Raw genomic sequence first — 14,998 nt, 5'->3', positions numbered from 1 at the left:
GCGGCGCACGTCGCGTCGCGCGAGGCATCACACATCGTCCTAGGCTGGTCGGGTGACCGGCCTCGACGACCTCCCCATCCGCGATGACCTCCGCGGGCTGACGCCCTACGGCGCCCCGCAGCTCGAGGTGCCGGTGCTGCTGAACGTCAACGAGAACGCCTACCGCGTCCCCGAGGCCGTCGCCGTCGACATCGTGCAGGAGATCGCACGAGTGCTGCCGAACGCCAACCGCTACCCGGATCGCGAGTTCGACGGGCTGCGGGCATCCTTCGCCGCCTACCTCGGCCACGACCTGCAGCCGGAGCAGATCTGGGCCGGCAACGGTTCCAACGAGGTGCTGCAGCACGTCTTGCAGGCCTTCGGCGGCCCGGGCCGCTCGCTGCTGTCGTTCACCCCGACCTACTCGATGTATCCCCTCCTCGCGCAGGGCGTCGGCATGCGCTGGGTGCCGGTGCCGCGCGCCGAGGACTTCACGCTCACGCCGGAGGCGGTGCGCGCCGCGATCGCCGAGCACGACCCCGACGTGGTGTTCCTCTGCTCGCCCAACAACCCGACCGGGACGGCGATCGGTCTCGACGTCGTCGAAGCCGCGCTGGAAGCGGCTCGCGGCATCGTGCTCGTCGACGAGGCCTACGCGGAGTTCGCCCACGACCGCACGCAGACCGCGCTCGCCCTGCTCGACCGGTTCCCGCGCCTGCTGGTCTCGCGCACGATGAGCAAGGCATTCGCCTTCGCGGGGATCCGGGTCGGCTACCTCGCGGCAGCGCCCGCGGTGATCGACGCGCTGCGCCTGGTGCGGCTGCCCTACCACCTCTCGGCGATCACGCAGGCGGCGGCGCTCGCAGCGCTGCGGCACAGCGACGAGATGCTCGCGCGCGTCGACCAGCTGCGCGAGCAGCGCGATCGCCTGGTCGACGAGCTCGCCGCGCTCGGCCTGCGACCGCACCCCTCTGACGCCAACTTCGTCCTGGTGGGCGGCATCGCCGACCCGCAGGCGATGTTCTCGGCGCTGCTCGAGCGCGGGATCCTCGTGCGCGACGTGGGCCTGCCCGGCACGCTGCGGATCACGGCGGGCACGCCGGGGGAGACGGGCGCCGTGCTCGCCGCGCTCGCATCGCTGACCGCGGAATAGGATCGAGCCATGCCCCGCACCGCAACGATCGAGCGCGCGACCAGTGAGTCGAGCATCCGCCTCTCGCTCGACCTCGACGGCACCGGCCGCTCGTCGGTCTCGACGACCGTGCCGTTCTTCGACCACATGCTGACCGCCTTCTCGAAGCACTCCCTCATCGACCTGGAGGTCGCCGCGACCGGGGACGCCGACATCGATGCGCACCACACCGTCGAGGACACGGCGATCGCGCTCGGCCTCGCGCTGCACCAGGCCCTCGGCGACAAGGCCGGCGTGCGCCGGTACGGCGACGCCACGGTGCCGCTCGACGAGGCGCTCGCTCGCGCGGTCGTGGACCTCTCCGGCCGACCCTTCCTCGTGCACTCCGGTGAGCCGGCTGGCTTCGAGCTGCACCGCATCGGCGGTCACTTCACGGGTTCGCTCGTGCGTCACGCGTTCGAGGCGATCACGCTCAACGGTCGCATCACCGCGCACGTCGAGGTGCTGGCGGGTCGCGACCCGCACCACATCGCAGAGGCGGAGTTCAAGGCCTTCGCCCGCGCCCTGCGGGTCGCCGTGGAGCCCGACCCCCGCGTGACGGGTGTGCCCTCGACCAAGGGTGCGCTGTGACGCGTCCCACCGTCGCGCTGCTCGACTACGGCCTCGGCAACGTCCACTCCGCCGCCAAGGCGCTCGAGGCCGCCGGCGCGGACGTCTCGCTGACCGCCGATCGCGCGACGGTGATGGAGGCCGACGGCCTCGTGGTCCCGGGCGTCGGCTCGATCGCCGCGTGCATGGCAGGCATCCAGGCGATCCGGGGCGGGGAGCTCATCGGCCGCCGACTCGCCGGAGGCCGACCGGTGCTCGGGATCTGCGTGGGCATGCAGGTGCTCTTCTCCGCGGGAGAGGAGGGCGGTGTGCACACGGACGCTCTCGACGAGTGGCCCGGCACGGTGCGCCGCCTGCAGGCGGACGTGCTGCCGCACATGGGCTGGGCGCAGGTCGAGGCCCCCGCGGGGTCCGTGCTCTTCGACGGCATCCGCGACGAGCGCTTCTACTTCGTCCACTCGTACGCGGCCACCGAGTGGAGCATCGATCCGCATCCGCGCATCCGCCAGCCGCACGTGACCTGGGCGACCCACGGCGAGCGCTTCATCGCCGCCGTGGAGAACGGCCCCCTGACCGCCACGCAGTTCCACCCCGAGAAGTCGGCGGAGGCCGGCATCCGGCTGCTGACGAACTGGGTTCGCAGCCTCTGATCCTCCGGAGTAGCATCGCACCGGCCGCCGTCGCGCGAGCGCTCCGCCCCGCACCCCGAGAAGGCACTTCACCATGACCGATTTCAACCAGTCGCCCAAGCTGCAGCTGCTGCCCGCCATCGACGTCGCCGGCGGCAAGGCGGTGCGGCTCACGCAGGGCGAGGCCGGCACGGAGACCTCCTTCGGCTCGCCGATCGACGCCGCCGAGGACTGGGTGCGCCAGGGGGCCGAGTGGATCCACCTCGTCGACCTGGACGCAGCGTTCGGCCGCGGCGACAACCGCGGCATCATCAAGAAGGTCATCAAGGCCGTCAGGGGTCAGGTGCAGGTCGAGCTCTCCGGCGGCATCCGCGATGAGGCCTCGCTGAGCGCCGCGCTCGCCACCGGCGTCAAGCGCATCAACCTCGGCACCGCCGCCCTCGAGAACCCGGAGTGGACAGCCTCCGTCATCGCCGAGTACGGCGAGCAGATCGCGGTCGGCCTCGACGTGCGCGGCACGACGCTCGCGGCGCGCGGCTGGACGCAGGAGGGCGGCGACCTCTGGCAGGTGCTCGACCGCCTCGACGCAGCCGGCTGCAGCCGCTACGTCGTCACCGACGTCACGAAGGACGGCACGCTGCAGGGGCCGAACCTCGAGCTGCTGCGACAGGTCGCGGACCGCACCGACAAGCCGGTGGTGGCCTCCGGCGGCGTGTCGAGCCTCGACGACATCGCGGCGCTGCGCGAGCTCGTGCCGCACGGCGTCGAGGGCGCGATCGTCGGCAAGGCGCTCTACGCGGGTGCGTTCACCCTGGTCGCGGCGCTGGACGTCGCCGGCCAGTAGGCGCCACGTGCAGCGATCGGATTCGGCGGGGCGCCCGTGGGAGGGCCGCTCGTTCGACCACCACGACACGGCCTACGCGGGCGACGACGGCTCCGCCCCGGGTCGGTACCTCGCGGCGGTCGCCGCGCTCGTCGAGGGCTCGGCCGGTCGGGCAGGGGTCGTCGACGCGCTTCGCGGCGAGCGGCTGCTCGTGCCGCTGCTGGCGAAGGCCGGCGAGACGGGCATCGACGAGCGCGGTCGCACGATCGACAAGACGCAGGAGCTCTCGATCGTCACCGTGCAGGGCCCTGACGGCGCCGCGATCCTGCCGATGTTCTCGCACGTGCAGGCGATGCAGGCGTGGAACCCCCGCGCCCGACCTGTCCCGACGAGCGTGCAGCGCGCCGCCGCCGCCGCGATCGACGGCCCCGCGCGCATCGTGGTCGACCCCGGCACCGAGAGCGAGTTCGTGCTCTCGCGCACCATGCTCGAGGCACTGCTGGCGGATGCCGCGTGGGCGTGGGGCGTCGGGGATCCCGAGGTGCAGGGCAGGGTCGCCGACGCGGTGTTCGGCGCTCCCGCGGTGCAGGCGATCGTGCTCGCCACCGGAGACCCGCGCAGTCGCCTCGCCGGCGCCGATCTCGAGGTGCACGCGCTCGTCGATGCGACGGCCGAGGCCGAGGATGCCGCTGCGCAGCTGCAGCAGGCGGCTGCGCGGCTCGGCGACGATGCCGTGGTGCGGGCGCGCATCGAGAGCGTCGCGCTGCGCATCCATCGCTGGGACGGGGGAGCGGTGGAGCTGCCGCTCGTCGCGCCGGCGGCGCTGGCGCTCTCTCGATCGGAGTGGGTCAACGCGCAGCGTCCCAGCGCCTGAGGCCAGCGCGCAGCGCCACGGTGCCTGAGGCCGGCGCGCAGCGCCCGCGCGGCCGGCGGTCAGACGACCGAGCCGGTGAGCTTCTCCCCGGGCCCCTTGCCGGGCAGGTCGGGGATCGTGGAGGCTTCCCGGAACGCGAGCTGCACCGAACGGAGGCCGTCGCGCAGCGGCGCGGCGTGCATGCTGCCGATCTCCGGGGCGGCCGCGGTGACGAGCCCGGCGAGGGCGTTGATGAGCTTGCGGGCCTCATCGAGGTCGAGCTGCTGCTCGGGGTCGTCGGCGAGGCCCACCTTGACCGCCGCTGCGCTCAGCAGGTGGATGGCCACGGTGTTGATGAGCTCGACGGCCGGCACCTCCGCGATGTCCCGTGCCTGCCCGAGCGCGTCGTCCCCGTGGGTGTGCTGGCTGGCGTCGGTCATCGCGGTCTTCTCCTGAAGGATCGTCTCTGGTAAGGTTGTGCAGGTTTCGGGCTCTCGCCCGGAGGTGAAAGAGGAGCAATCCCACCCGCAGCCGCTTCCAGGCTACCGGGTCAGCGGCACCGGGCGTTCGTCGCCACAGGTGCTGAGCCACGCGGCAGCGATCGCGTCCTGGCTCCTCTTCTCGCCGTGCACCAGCACACAGAATCATCGAGAAGGAGCCCGCGATCAGCGATCCCCGCACCAATGAGCGCATCCGCGTTCCCGAAGTCCGACTGGTCGGACCTGCCGGTGAGCAGGTCGGCGTCGTCCGGGTCGAGGATGCACTTCGTCTTGCCCGCGAGGCCGAGCTCGACCTCGTCGAGGTCGCGCCGAACTCGCGCCCGCCCGTGGTCAAGATCATGGACTACGGCAAGTTCAAGTACGAGCAGGCGCAGAAGGCCAAGGAAGCCCGTCGCAACCAGGCGAACACGATCCTCAAGGAGGTCCGGTTCCGCCTGAAGATCGACGAGCACGACTACGAGACGAAGCGCAAGCGTGCACAGGGATTCCTGGAGGCCGGCGACAAGGTCAAGGCGATGATCCTCTTCCGCGGCCGCGAGCAGTCGCGCCCGGAGCTCGGCGTGCGGCTCCTGCAGCGCTTCGCGGAGGACATCCAGGAGTACGGCTCGGTCGAGTCGAACCCCACCATCGACGGCCGCAACATGGTGATGATCGTCGGGCCGATGCGCTCGAAGTCGGATGCCAAGGCTGAGCAGAACGCCGTGCGCATCGCGACCAAGAAGGCGGAGCAGGAGAAGCGCCGCCTCGAGGCCGAGAAGCAGGCGGCGCACCAGGCCGCGATCGAGGCCGAGCGCCCCGCCCGCCCCGCTGTGCCCGCGCAGAGCCGGGTGCGCAGCGAGCCGGAGCCCACGCGCTCGAGCCGCCCGTCGCCGTCCTCGCGCCCGTCGACCTCGTCGTCCTCGTCGCGCCCCCGCACCGACGCGCGCTCGGAGCCCCGCTCGGAGCCGCGCTCCGAGCCGCGGAGCGAGTCGCGCCCGACCTCGAGCGCCGACTCGCGCCCGAAGCAGACCGCGCGCACCGTCCAGCCCACCCCGGCTGGCGCCCCGCGTCCGCCCGGCGCCCCGCGTCCGGGCGGCCCGGCAGCGGCAGCGCGCCCGGCCGGTGCCTCGAGCCCGCCCGCAACGCCCGCCGCGAAGCCGGCGGCGGACGCCAAGCCCGCTGCCTCTGCAGCACCCAAGCCCGCCGCGAAGCCCGGCGCCGCCCCGAAGCCTGCGGCCAAGCCCGCAACGCCCTCGGCGGCCGCCAAGCCCGCGACGCCCAAGGCCAAGCCGGCGGCCAAGCCCGCCGGCGAGCCAGCATCCGAGTAGGAGAGAAGAATGCCCAAGCAGAAGACGCACTCCGGTGCGAAGAAGCGCTTCAAGGTCACCGGCAGCGGCAAGATCCGCAAGCAGCAGGCTGGCATGCGCCACAACCTCGAGGTGAAGTCGTCGGTCCAGACGCGCCGCCTCAACAAGGACAAGGTCCTGGCCCCGGCCGACGCCAAGGTCATCAAGAAGCTGCTCGCCCGCTGACGCGCGCGACGAAGAAGAGATAGAGAGAACCACTCATGGCACGTGTCAAGAGAGCAGTCAACGCGCACAAGAAGCGTCGCGTCATCCTCGAGCAGGCCTCGGGCTACCGCGGTCAGCGCTCGCGCCTGTACCGCAAGGCCAAGGAGCAGCTGCTCCACTCGCACGTCTACGCCTTCCGCGACCGCAAGGCGAAGAAGGGCGAGTTCCGCCGCCTCTGGATCCAGCGCATCAACGCCGCTGCACGCCAGAACGGCCTGACCTACAACCGCCTCATCCAGGGCCTCGGCATCGCAGGCATCGAGGTCGACCGCCGCATGCTCGCCGAGCTCGCGATCCACGAGCCCGCGACGTTCACCGCGCTCGTCGAGGCGGCGAAGGCAGCGCTCCCGACCGACACGTCGGCGCCCAAGAGCGCAGCCTGACATGATCGACAGCCCCCGCGCGCCCCGCGTGCGAGAGGCTGCGAGACTCCAGCAGCGAGCAGCCCGGTCACAGACCGGGCTGTTCCTGTTGGAGGGCCCGTCGGCGCTCGAGGAGATCGTGCGCTGGCAGCCGGCGCAGCTCGTCGACGTCTTCGCGACCGACGCAGCGCGCGAGCGCCACGGCGAGCTGCTGGTGGCAGCGGCGCAGCACGCCCCCGTCACCGCCGTCTCGGAGCGCGCGCTCTCGGCGATCGCCGACACCGTGCACCCGCAGGGCGTCGTGGCGGTCGCGAAGCAGGCCCCCGTGCGGCTGGAGGATGCGGTCGCGCGCGCCGCGGGCGCCGAGCACCCCCTGCTCGTGCTCCTGCACGAGGTGCGCGACCCGGGCAACCTCGGCACCATCCTGCGCGCTGCAGACGCGGCCGGCGCATCCGCCGTCGTCGTCACGGCGAACTCGGTCGACCCCTACAGCCCCAAGGTCGTGCGCTCGACGACCGGCTCGCTCTTCCACGTCGACATCTCGGTCGGCGCCTCGACCTCGGATGCGATCGACGCAGCAGCAGCGGCCGGCCTCACCGTGCTCGCAGCCGACGTCAGCGGCGACGACCTGCTGGCGCTCCAGGCCGACGGCGTGCTCGCCCGGCCCACCGCGTGGCTCTTCGGCAACGAGGCGCGCGGCCTCGACGACGCCACGCTGCGGCTCGCCGATCGCGCCGTGCGACTGCCCGTCTTCGGGCACGCCGAGTCGCTCAACCTCGCGACCGCGGCCTCCGTCTGCCTCTACCAGAGCGCCTTCGCCCAGCGCCAGATGTAACCGTTTGATTTCGATCTGTGGGATCGACGCTCCGGCTATCCATAGGCTGTGCTTTGATGAGCGCATGCAGCCCCTCGTCGAGCTCGACCACGTCAACAAGCACTACGGCGAACTCCACGTCCTGAACGACATCAACGTCACGATCCCCAAGGGACAGGTCGTCGTCGTCATCGGTCCTTCCGGTTCTGGCAAGTCCACCTTCTGCCGGGCGATCAACCGGCTCGAGACGATCGACGACGGCGAGATCCGCATCGATGGCACGCCCCTGCCGGCCGAGGGGCGCGGGCTCGCGCAGCTGCGCGCAGACGTCGGGATGGTCTTCCAGTCGTTCAACCTGTTCGCCCACAAGTCGATCCTCGAGAACGTCACGCTCGGTCCGATCAAGGTGCGCGGCAAGAAGCGCAAGGAGGCCGAGGAGCACGCGATGAGCCTGCTCGAGCGCGTGGGCATCGCGAACCAGGCGCACAAGATGCCTGCGCAGCTCTCCGGCGGGCAGCAGCAGCGCGTCGCGATCGCTCGCTCGCTCGCCATGGAGCCGAAGCTCATGCTCTTCGACGAGCCGACGAGCGCGCTCGACCCCGAGATGATCACCGAGGTGCTCGACGTGATGGTCGAGCTCGCGCACGGCGGCATGACGATGATCACCGTCACGCATGAGATGGGCTTCGCGCGCAAGGCGGCCGACCGGCTGCTCTTCATGGCGGACGGCAAGGTGATGGAGGACACGACGCCCGAGTCCTTCTTCCAGGATCCGCAGACCGACCGCGCCAAGGACTTCCTGTCGAAGATCCTCAGCCACTGATCCCCACCACACCCCACAGAAGGAGCACCATGCGCAGCAAGGTCATCATCGGAGCGGCAGCGCTCTCGATCCTCGCCCTCACGGCTTGCGGCGGCCCCGCCGGCACGACGTCGACCGGCGAGGCCGAGGAGCCCGCCGAGACCGGCGCCTCCAGCGAGCACCCCTACGGCCTCGAGGTCGTCGAGTCGCCCGAGTTCGAAGAGGGCTCGACGATGGCAGAGCTGGCCCAGGCGGGCAGCATCACGATCGGCACGAAGTTCGACCAGCCGCTGTTCGGTCTCGTCGGCCCTGACGGCAACCCGGTGGGCTTCGATGTCGCGATCGGTTCGCTCATCGCTGCAGAGCTCGGCATCCCCTTCGAGAACATCGAGTGGACCGAGACGGTCTCGGCCAACCGCGAGCCCTTCATCGAGCAGGGTCAGGTCGACATCGTGGTGGCCACTTACACGATCAACGACGACCGCAAGCAGGTCATCGACTTCGCGGGCCCGTACTACCTCGCCGGTCAGGCGCTGATGGTGCAGCAGGGCAACCCCGAGGGCATCATGGGCCCGGAGGACGTCGAGGGCCAGCCGGTGTGCTCGGTCGAGGGCTCCACGCCCGCGGAGCGCATCGTCGAGGAGTACGGCGCCAACCTGCAGGCCACGGACGTCTACTCGAACTGCCTCGACCCGCTGCGCAACGGCCAGGTCGTCGCGCTCACCACCGACAACGTCATCCTGGCCGGCTTCGTCGACCAGAACGAAGGCGAGTTCGAGCTCGTGGCAGACGGCGACACCTTCACCGACGAGCCGTACGGCATCGGCCTCCAGAAGGGCGACGACGAGTTCCGCACGTTCATCAACGATGTGCTCGAGGCCTCGTACGAGGACGGCCGCTACGCCTCGCTGTGGGAGCAGACGGCTGGCGTCGTCCTGCCGACGCCCGAGGGCCCGGCGGTCGACCGCTACTGACCCTCAGCCTCGCGGCTGAACCGACAACGACCGGGCGGGGTCCAGAGCTTGGACCCCGCCTCGTCACGACCGACGGAGGAGCATGGAAGCCCTGCTCTCGAACGGCCCGCTCTGGTGGGACGGCATGCGCAACACGCTCATGCTCACCGCGATCACGACGCTCATCGGGTTGCCGCTGGGTGCTGTGCTCGCGGGCATGCGAGTCTCGCCGGTCGCTGCCCTGCGGGTGGCCGCGGCGGTCTTCACCGAGCTCGCGCGCAACACGCCGCTGACGCTGGTGTTCTTCTTCGTCTTCTTCGTCCTGCCCAGGCTCGGGGTGACGCTCGACTTCTTCCTCTCCGCGGTCATCGCGCTGAGCTTCTACACCACGGCGTTCTTCGCCGAGGCGATCCGCTCGGGCATCAACTCCGTCGCCTTCGGACAGGCTGAGGCGGCGCGGTCGATCGGGCTGCGCTTCGGGCAGACGATGTCGGAGGTGATCCTGCCGCAGGCCATCCGCTCGGTGGTGCCGCCGCTCATCAACGTCGTCATCGCCCTGACGAAGAACACGTCGGTGGCGATGGGCTTCTTCATCTTCGTGCTGACCTCCGTCGCCCAGCGGCTCTCCTCGAGCAACGGCAGCCAGATCATCGAGATCTTCCTGGGCGTCGCCCTGAGCTACCTCCTGATCACCGTGCCGCTCGGTCAGCTGGCCGACTACCTCGAGAAGAAGTGGAAGGTCGTGCGATGAGCGCCAGCGTCCTCTACGACGAGCCGGGCCCCCGCGCCCGTCGCCTCTCCCGCATCCTCTCGGTCGTCTTCGCCCTCGTCTTCGCGGGCGTCATCGGTTGGGTCGTCTACCAGCTCTGGCTCGGCGGGGCCTTCTACGCCGACCGCTGGGACATCTTCTTCGAGCCCGACTACTGGACCGAGCGCCGCGGCCTCCTGCTGGGCCTGCGCAACACGCTCATGACCGCCGCGATCGCTTCGGTGCTCGCGATCGTCATCGGACTCCTGTTCGCCATCGGTCGCAGCGCCCGCAGCCGTTGGGTGCGGATCCCCGTCACCATCGTGCTCGAGTTCTTCCGCGGCATGCCCGTGCTGCTGATGATCCTGTTCGTGCTGCTCGCGATGCGGTTCGGCCCCATCGAGTCGGTCATCGCCGCGCTCGCCGTGTACAACGGCGCGATCATCGGCGAGGCGATCCGCACCGGCGTGGCCGCGCTGCCGAAGGGCCAGCGCGAGAGCGGCCTGGCGATCGGCTTGAGCCCGCTGCGCACCCTCGCGCTCATCGAGCTGCCGCAGGGCATCCGCATCATGCTGCCGGTGATCATCGCGCAGCTCGTCGTGCTGCTGAAGGACACCGCGCTCGGCTACATCGTCTCGGCGCCGGAGCTCATCACCATCGGTCGCGACCTCGCCGAGTTCTACGGCGCTGGCCAGTACGCGCTCTCCACGACGTTCGTGCTGCTCGGCATCTACCTCGCCATCAACCTCTCGCTCACCTGGCTCGCGCACCGCGTCGCCGCATGGGCTTCGAGGCCGCGCACGAAGGGCAAGCGCCCGGACGGCACCCCGACCACCAGCATCCCCGTCTCCACTCGGGCGATCCGTCAGCAGCGGCAGGATCCCAGCGCAGACATCACGCGGCTGCCGGGCGCGGGCTCGGGCGGCGGCGTCGACTGATCCGCCGCCGCCGGTAGGATCGTCGGGTGCCCCACCCCGATGATCCTGCCGGCCTCGGCGCGCGCGTCGACGCCGCCGTGACCGCGGCGCTCGCCGCGATCGACGCCGCCCAGTCCACCGCCGAGCTGCAGGCCGCGAGGGCCGCGCACAACGGCCAGGGGAGCGAGCTCGCCGCGCTCAACGGCAGCCTGCGCGACGTCGCTCCCGAGGAGCGGAAGGCCGCCGGCCAGGTCATCGGCGCCGGCCGAGGCCGCGTCGGCGCCGCGATCGCCGAGCGGCAGGCGCAGCTCGCCGCCGCCGAGGAGCAAGCGCAGCTCGAGGCCGAGCGCATCGACGTGACCGCGCTGCCGCGCATCCGCGCCGTCGGTGGGCGGCATCCGCTCACGATGCTCATCGACGAGATGAGCGACGTCTTCGTCGGCATGGGCTGGGAGGTCGCAGAGGGGCCGGAGCTCGAGCACGAGTGGTACAACTTCGACTCGCTCAACGTCGACCCCGACCACCCCGCTCGCGGCGAGTCCGACACGTTCTACGTCGCGCCCGCCGATCGGCACATGGTGCTGCGCACGCAGACGAGCCCCGTGCAGATGCGCTCGATGCTCACGCGCGAGCTGCCCATCTATATCGTCGCGCCCGGCCGCGTCTACCGCACCGACGACATCGACGCGACCCACCTGCCCGTCTTCACGCAGATCGAGGGGCTCGCCGTCGACGAGGGCCTCACCATGGCCAACCTGCGCGGCACGCTCGAGCACCTCGCCCGCGTCATGTTCGGCGAGGAGGCGAAGATCCGCCTGCGCCCCAACTACTTCCCGTTCACCGAGCCGAGCGCCGAGATGGATGTCTGGCACCCGGGCATGCGCGGCGGCCCGCGCTGGGTGGAGTGGGGCGGCTGCGGCATGGTGAACCCCAACGTGCTGCGCGCCGCGGGCATCGACCCCGAGGTCTACTCGGGCTTCGCGTTCGGCATGGGCATCGAGCGCACGCTGCAGTTCCGCTACCAGCTCGACGACATGCGCGACATGATCGAGGGCGATGTGCGCTTCACCGAGCAGTTCGGGATGGTGATCTGATGCGGATCCCGCTGTCATGGCTCGCGGAGCACGTCGAGCTGCCCGCTGAGCAGCCCGCCGAGTGGCTGCACGAGCAGCTCGTGCGCGTCGGCTTCGAGGAGGAGGCGGTGCACGGCGGCGACCTGCGCGGCCCGATCGTCGTCGGCCGCGTGCTCGAGCTCGTCGAGGAGCCGCAGAAGAACGGCAAGGTCATCCGCTGGTGCCAGGTCGACGTGGGCGAGGCCAACGGCGGCGTGCGTGGCATCGTCTGCGGTGCCCTGAACTTCGTCGAGGGCGACCGCGTCGTCGTCACGCTGCCCGGCTCCGCGCTCGGCGACTTCGAGATCGCGGCCCGCAAGACCTACGGCCACGTCTCCGACGGCATGATCGCCTCGGTGCGCGAGCTCGGGATCGGCGACGACCACGACGGCATCATGCGCCTCGACGAGCTGGGCATCCCCGGCGAGGTGGGAGCGGATGCGCTGGCGCTGCTGGGTCTGGACGACCAGGCGGTCGAGATCAACGTCACGCCCGACCGCGGCTACGCCCTCTCGATCCGCGGCATCGCCCGCGAGCTGGCGTCATCGATCGGCGCGCCGTTCACCGACCCCGCCGAGACCGCGCGCCGCGCCGTCGACGTCGGCACCCCATCCGGCTTCGCCCTCTCGATCGACGACGACGCGCCGATCCGCGGCAACGTGGGCTGCTCGCGCTTCATCGTGCGCGTCGTGCGCGGGATCGACCAGTCGCGACAGACGCCGGCGTGGATGGTCTCGCGGCTGCGCCTGGCGGGCATGCGCTCCGTCTCGATCGGCGTCGACATCACGAACTACGTGATGCTGGAGCTCGGCCAGCCGACGCACGCCTACGACCTCGGCAAGCTGCGCGGCGGCATCTCGGTGCGCCGCGCTCGGCCGGGGGAGCGCATCACGACGCTCGACGACGTGGATCGCGCGCTCAGCCACGAGGATCTGCTCATCACCGACGACCGCGGGCCCATCGGCATCGCCGGCGTCATGGGCGGTGCCGAGACCGAGATGGATGCGTCGACGACCGACGTGGCGCTCGAGTCGGCGACCTTCGACGCGGTCTCGATCGGCCGGGCATCGCGTCGCCACCGCCTGATCTCCGAGGCCTCGAAGCGCTACGAGCGCGGCGTCGACCCTGCCGTCGCCGATGCTGCGGCAGCGCGCGTCGCGCAGCTGCTCGTCGAGCTCGCCGGCGGCACCATCGACACCGAGCTCGGCGCCGAGGTCGGCGGGGTGCCCGAGATGCAGCCGATCTCGATCCCGGTGGGCTACTGGAGCGAGCTCACGGGCGCCGACTACACCGTCGACGAGGCTCGCAGCGCCCTGCTGGCGATCGGCGCCTCGGTCGAGGAGCGCGAGGGCGCAGCGAAGGGAGCGGCGGCGACCTGGCTCGTGACGCCGCCGACGTGGCGCCCCGACCTGGTGGATCGCGAGAGCCTCGTGGAGGAGGTCGCGCGCATCGTCGGCTTCGACCGGATCCCCTCGGTGCTGCCCGTCGCCCCGCCCGGCCGTGGCCTCACCCGCGCCCAGCGGCTGCGGCGCAGCGTCGCCAACGGCCTCGCGGCGGCCGGCCTCACCGAGGTGCTGGTCGCGCCCTTCGTGACCGAGCGCCAGGCGCGCATGACGGGGGACGAGCCCGTGCGCCTCGAGAACCCGCTCGACGGCGAGCGCCCCTGGCTGCGCACCGCCCTCGTGCCCGCGATGCTCGACACCGCGCACCGCAACCTCGGCCGCGGCCTCACGGATCTGGCCCTGTTCGAGCTCGGGCGCGTCTTCCACGCGGTCGAGGGGCAGGGCTCCGAGCAGCTGCCCGACGCGAGCGCCCGCCCCGACGACGCTGTGCTGGCCGAGCTCGACCGGCTGCCGGCGCAGCCCGACCGCGCCGCCGTGCTGCTGCTCGGCGAGCGCGTGCGGAAGCAGCCGGGCCGCGCGGCCGAGCGCTATGGCGTCGCGGACGCGATCGAGGCAGCGATGCTCGTCGCTCGGACGCTCGGGCTCGAGCTCGAGGTGCGCCAGGCGCAGCGCGAGTGGTTGCACCCGGGCCGCGGCGCCGAGCTGCTGGTGGGCGATGAGGTCGTCGGCGTGGCCGGCGAGCTCTTGCCGCAGGTCGCGGCCGACGCTGACCTGCCGCGCGTGGTCGCAGTGGCGGAGCTCGACCTGAGCGCGCTGGTGCGGCTCGCTCGCGTCGGGCTCGACACGCAGGTGATCGCTCCGGTGCCGGCGGCGACGCAGGATCTCTCGCTCGTGGTGCCGATCGATGTGCCCGCCGGCGACGTGCGCCGCGCGGTGCGCGAGGGCGCTGGCACGCTGCTCGAGCACATCGCGCTCGTCGACGACTACCGGGGGCGGGGGCTCGAGGCGGACGAGAAGTCGCTCACCTTCGCGCTGCGCTTCCGCGCCGCCGACCGCACGCTCACGGCCGCGGAGGCGTCCGAGGCGAAGCTCGCGGGCCTCGCGCTCGCGACGGAGCGGTTCGGCGCCAGGCTGCGGGAGTAGCATCCGCCCCATGGTCGACATCACGGTGCGGGGCACAGCGATCGAGCGCGCGAGCGCAGAGCTGGCGACGGTGACCGTCCGCGCTCGGGCGAGCGCTGCCTCGCCCGAGGCGGCGATGCGCACGGTCGCGGACGCGCACGAGCGGCTCGTCGCCGACGCGCGCGGCCACGTGCAGGCGGGTGCCGCGGCGTCCTGGCATGCCGACCGCGCCTGGATATCGCATCACGAGGAATGGGTCGGTGAAGGCGAGCCTCGCCGCTCGGTCTTCACCGCGGCCGCCGCGGTCACCGTGCGCTTCACCGACTTCGAAGCGCTCGGCGCCTGGATCGGTGCCGTCGGCATGCACGAGGCGCACGAGGTCGGCGGCATCGAGTGGTCGCTCACCGACGCCACCGAGCGCGAGCGATCGCGCCTGGCCCGCACGCGCGCGATCGCCGACGCGGTCGAGCGCGCCGCCGACTACGCGAGCGCCGCAGGGCTCGCCACCCCGGTCGTCGACGCCATCCAGGAGCCCGGCACGATCTCGCCGCCGCTGCCCATGGCGAAGGGCGCGCCGCGCATGGCGATGCTGTCGGCGGAGGCGGATGCAGCGCCGACGGTCTCGCTCGAGGCCGGCGAGATCGAGGTGGGCGCGACCGTCGAGGTGCGCTTCGTGGCCGATCCCGCGTCGCGCGGCGACGGGTCAGCGGCCACCGCACCGGCGAGCGGTGCATCGCAGGCCCAGTAGCC

At 71.7% G+C, this 14,998-nt stretch carries 17 protein-coding genes; 16 read left to right on the top strand and 1 reads right to left on the bottom strand.

Translation table 11 applies throughout. From position 1 onward, the window contains the following. Positions 1-52 precede the first annotated feature (52 nt). From AA0Z99_RS07100 to AA0Z99_RS07080, 5 genes are all read left to right on the top strand, one after another. Entirely contained in the window at positions 53-1,132 is a 1,080-nt protein-coding gene (locus AA0Z99_RS07100; RefSeq protein ID WP_413316305.1) for a histidinol-phosphate transaminase, read from the top strand. A 9-nt stretch (positions 1,133-1,141) separates the two neighbouring features. Continuing rightward, the gene (gene hisB / locus AA0Z99_RS07095) at positions 1,142-1,741 is read left to right on the top strand and encodes an imidazoleglycerol-phosphate dehydratase HisB (RefSeq protein WP_413316303.1); all 600 of its coding nucleotides are present in this window, start codon (positions 1,142-1,144) and stop codon (positions 1,739-1,741) included. Then, entirely contained in the window at positions 1,738-2,370 is a 633-nt protein-coding gene (gene hisH, locus AA0Z99_RS07090; protein ID WP_413316301.1) for an imidazole glycerol phosphate synthase subunit HisH, read from the top strand. The genes hisB and hisH overlap by 4 nt, the downstream gene beginning before the upstream one ends. Positions 2,371-2,443: 73 nt before the next feature. Next, positions 2,444-3,193 (top strand): bifunctional 1-(5-phosphoribosyl)-5-((5-phosphoribosylamino)methylideneamino)imidazole-4-carboxamide isomerase/phosphoribosylanthranilate isomerase PriA, encoded by a 750-nt coding sequence (gene priA / locus AA0Z99_RS07085; RefSeq protein WP_413316299.1) that lies wholly within the window; start codon positions 2,444-2,446, stop codon positions 3,191-3,193. A gap of 7 nt (positions 3,194-3,200) precedes the next feature. After that, the gene (locus AA0Z99_RS07080; protein ID WP_413316298.1) at positions 3,201-4,046 is read left to right on the top strand and encodes an SseB family protein; all 846 of its coding nucleotides are present in this window, start codon (positions 3,201-3,203) and stop codon (positions 4,044-4,046) included. A gap of 59 nt (positions 4,047-4,105) precedes the next feature. Here the strand turns inward: AA0Z99_RS07080 and AA0Z99_RS07075 are convergent, their stop codons facing one another. Continuing rightward, entirely contained in the window at positions 4,106-4,465 is a 360-nt protein-coding gene (locus AA0Z99_RS07075; RefSeq protein WP_413316296.1) for a DUF1844 domain-containing protein, read from the bottom strand. Between the two features lie 203 nt (positions 4,466-4,668). On the opposite strand from AA0Z99_RS07075, the gene infC reads away from it, so the two are divergent. The 11 genes from infC (at position 4,669) to AA0Z99_RS07020 (ending at position 14,996) form a co-directional block, all read left to right on the top strand. Continuing rightward, entirely contained in the window at positions 4,669-5,832 is a 1,164-nt protein-coding gene (gene infC, locus AA0Z99_RS07070; protein WP_413320802.1) for a translation initiation factor IF-3, read from the top strand. A 9-nt stretch (positions 5,833-5,841) separates the two neighbouring features. Beyond that, positions 5,842-6,036: a 50S ribosomal protein L35 gene (rpmI, locus tag AA0Z99_RS07065; RefSeq protein WP_072313115.1), complete on the top strand. Its 195-nt coding sequence runs from the start codon at positions 5,842-5,844 to the stop codon at positions 6,034-6,036. Positions 6,037-6,071: 35 nt separating this feature from the next. Further along, positions 6,072-6,458: a 50S ribosomal protein L20 gene (gene rplT / locus AA0Z99_RS07060; RefSeq protein WP_413316293.1), complete on the top strand. Its 387-nt coding sequence runs from the start codon at positions 6,072-6,074 to the stop codon at positions 6,456-6,458. A gap of 1 nt (position 6,459) precedes the next feature. After that, complete coding sequence (locus tag AA0Z99_RS07055) at positions 6,460-7,272, top strand: TrmH family RNA methyltransferase (protein ID WP_413316291.1); 813 nt, start codon at positions 6,460-6,462, stop codon at positions 7,270-7,272. A 64-nt stretch (positions 7,273-7,336) separates the two neighbouring features. Next, a complete protein-coding gene (locus AA0Z99_RS07050) occupies positions 7,337-8,074 on the top strand; it encodes an amino acid ABC transporter ATP-binding protein (RefSeq protein ID WP_413316290.1) in 738 nt (245 codons plus the stop codon). A gap of 29 nt (positions 8,075-8,103) precedes the next feature. Continuing rightward, on the top strand, positions 8,104-9,027 hold the full coding sequence (locus AA0Z99_RS07045; protein WP_413316288.1) for a glutamate ABC transporter substrate-binding protein: 924 nt from the start codon (positions 8,104-8,106) through the stop codon (positions 9,025-9,027). Between the two features lie 82 nt (positions 9,028-9,109). After that, positions 9,110-9,757 (top strand): amino acid ABC transporter permease, encoded by a 648-nt coding sequence (locus AA0Z99_RS07040; protein ID WP_413316286.1) that lies wholly within the window; start codon positions 9,110-9,112, stop codon positions 9,755-9,757. Continuing rightward, positions 9,754-10,692 (top strand): amino acid ABC transporter permease, encoded by a 939-nt coding sequence (locus AA0Z99_RS07035; RefSeq protein ID WP_413316284.1) that lies wholly within the window; start codon positions 9,754-9,756, stop codon positions 10,690-10,692. The genes AA0Z99_RS07040 and AA0Z99_RS07035 overlap by 4 nt, the downstream gene beginning before the upstream one ends. A 26-nt stretch (positions 10,693-10,718) precedes the next feature. Next, positions 10,719-11,765, top strand: a complete 1,047-nt coding sequence (gene pheS / locus AA0Z99_RS07030) for a phenylalanine--tRNA ligase subunit alpha (protein ID WP_413316282.1) — start codon at positions 10,719-10,721, stop codon at positions 11,763-11,765. Then, the gene (pheT, locus tag AA0Z99_RS07025; protein ID WP_413316280.1) at positions 11,765-14,269 is read left to right on the top strand and encodes a phenylalanine--tRNA ligase subunit beta; all 2,505 of its coding nucleotides are present in this window, start codon (positions 11,765-11,767) and stop codon (positions 14,267-14,269) included. Before pheS ends, pheT begins: the two co-directional genes overlap by 1 nt. Before the next feature lie 10 nt (positions 14,270-14,279). Beyond that, positions 14,280-14,996 carry an SIMPL domain-containing protein gene (locus tag AA0Z99_RS07020; protein WP_413316279.1) on the top strand — a complete coding sequence of 239 codons (717 nt, stop codon included), beginning with the start codon at positions 14,280-14,282 and terminating at the stop codon, positions 14,994-14,996. The last annotated feature ends 2 nt before the right edge of the window (positions 14,997-14,998 follow it).

This window comes from Agrococcus phoenicis (genome assembly GCF_047302415.1).
Classification (GTDB): Bacteria; Actinomycetota; Actinomycetes; order Actinomycetales; family Microbacteriaceae; genus Agrococcus.
This window is presented reverse-complemented; position numbering and strand designations above follow the sequence as displayed.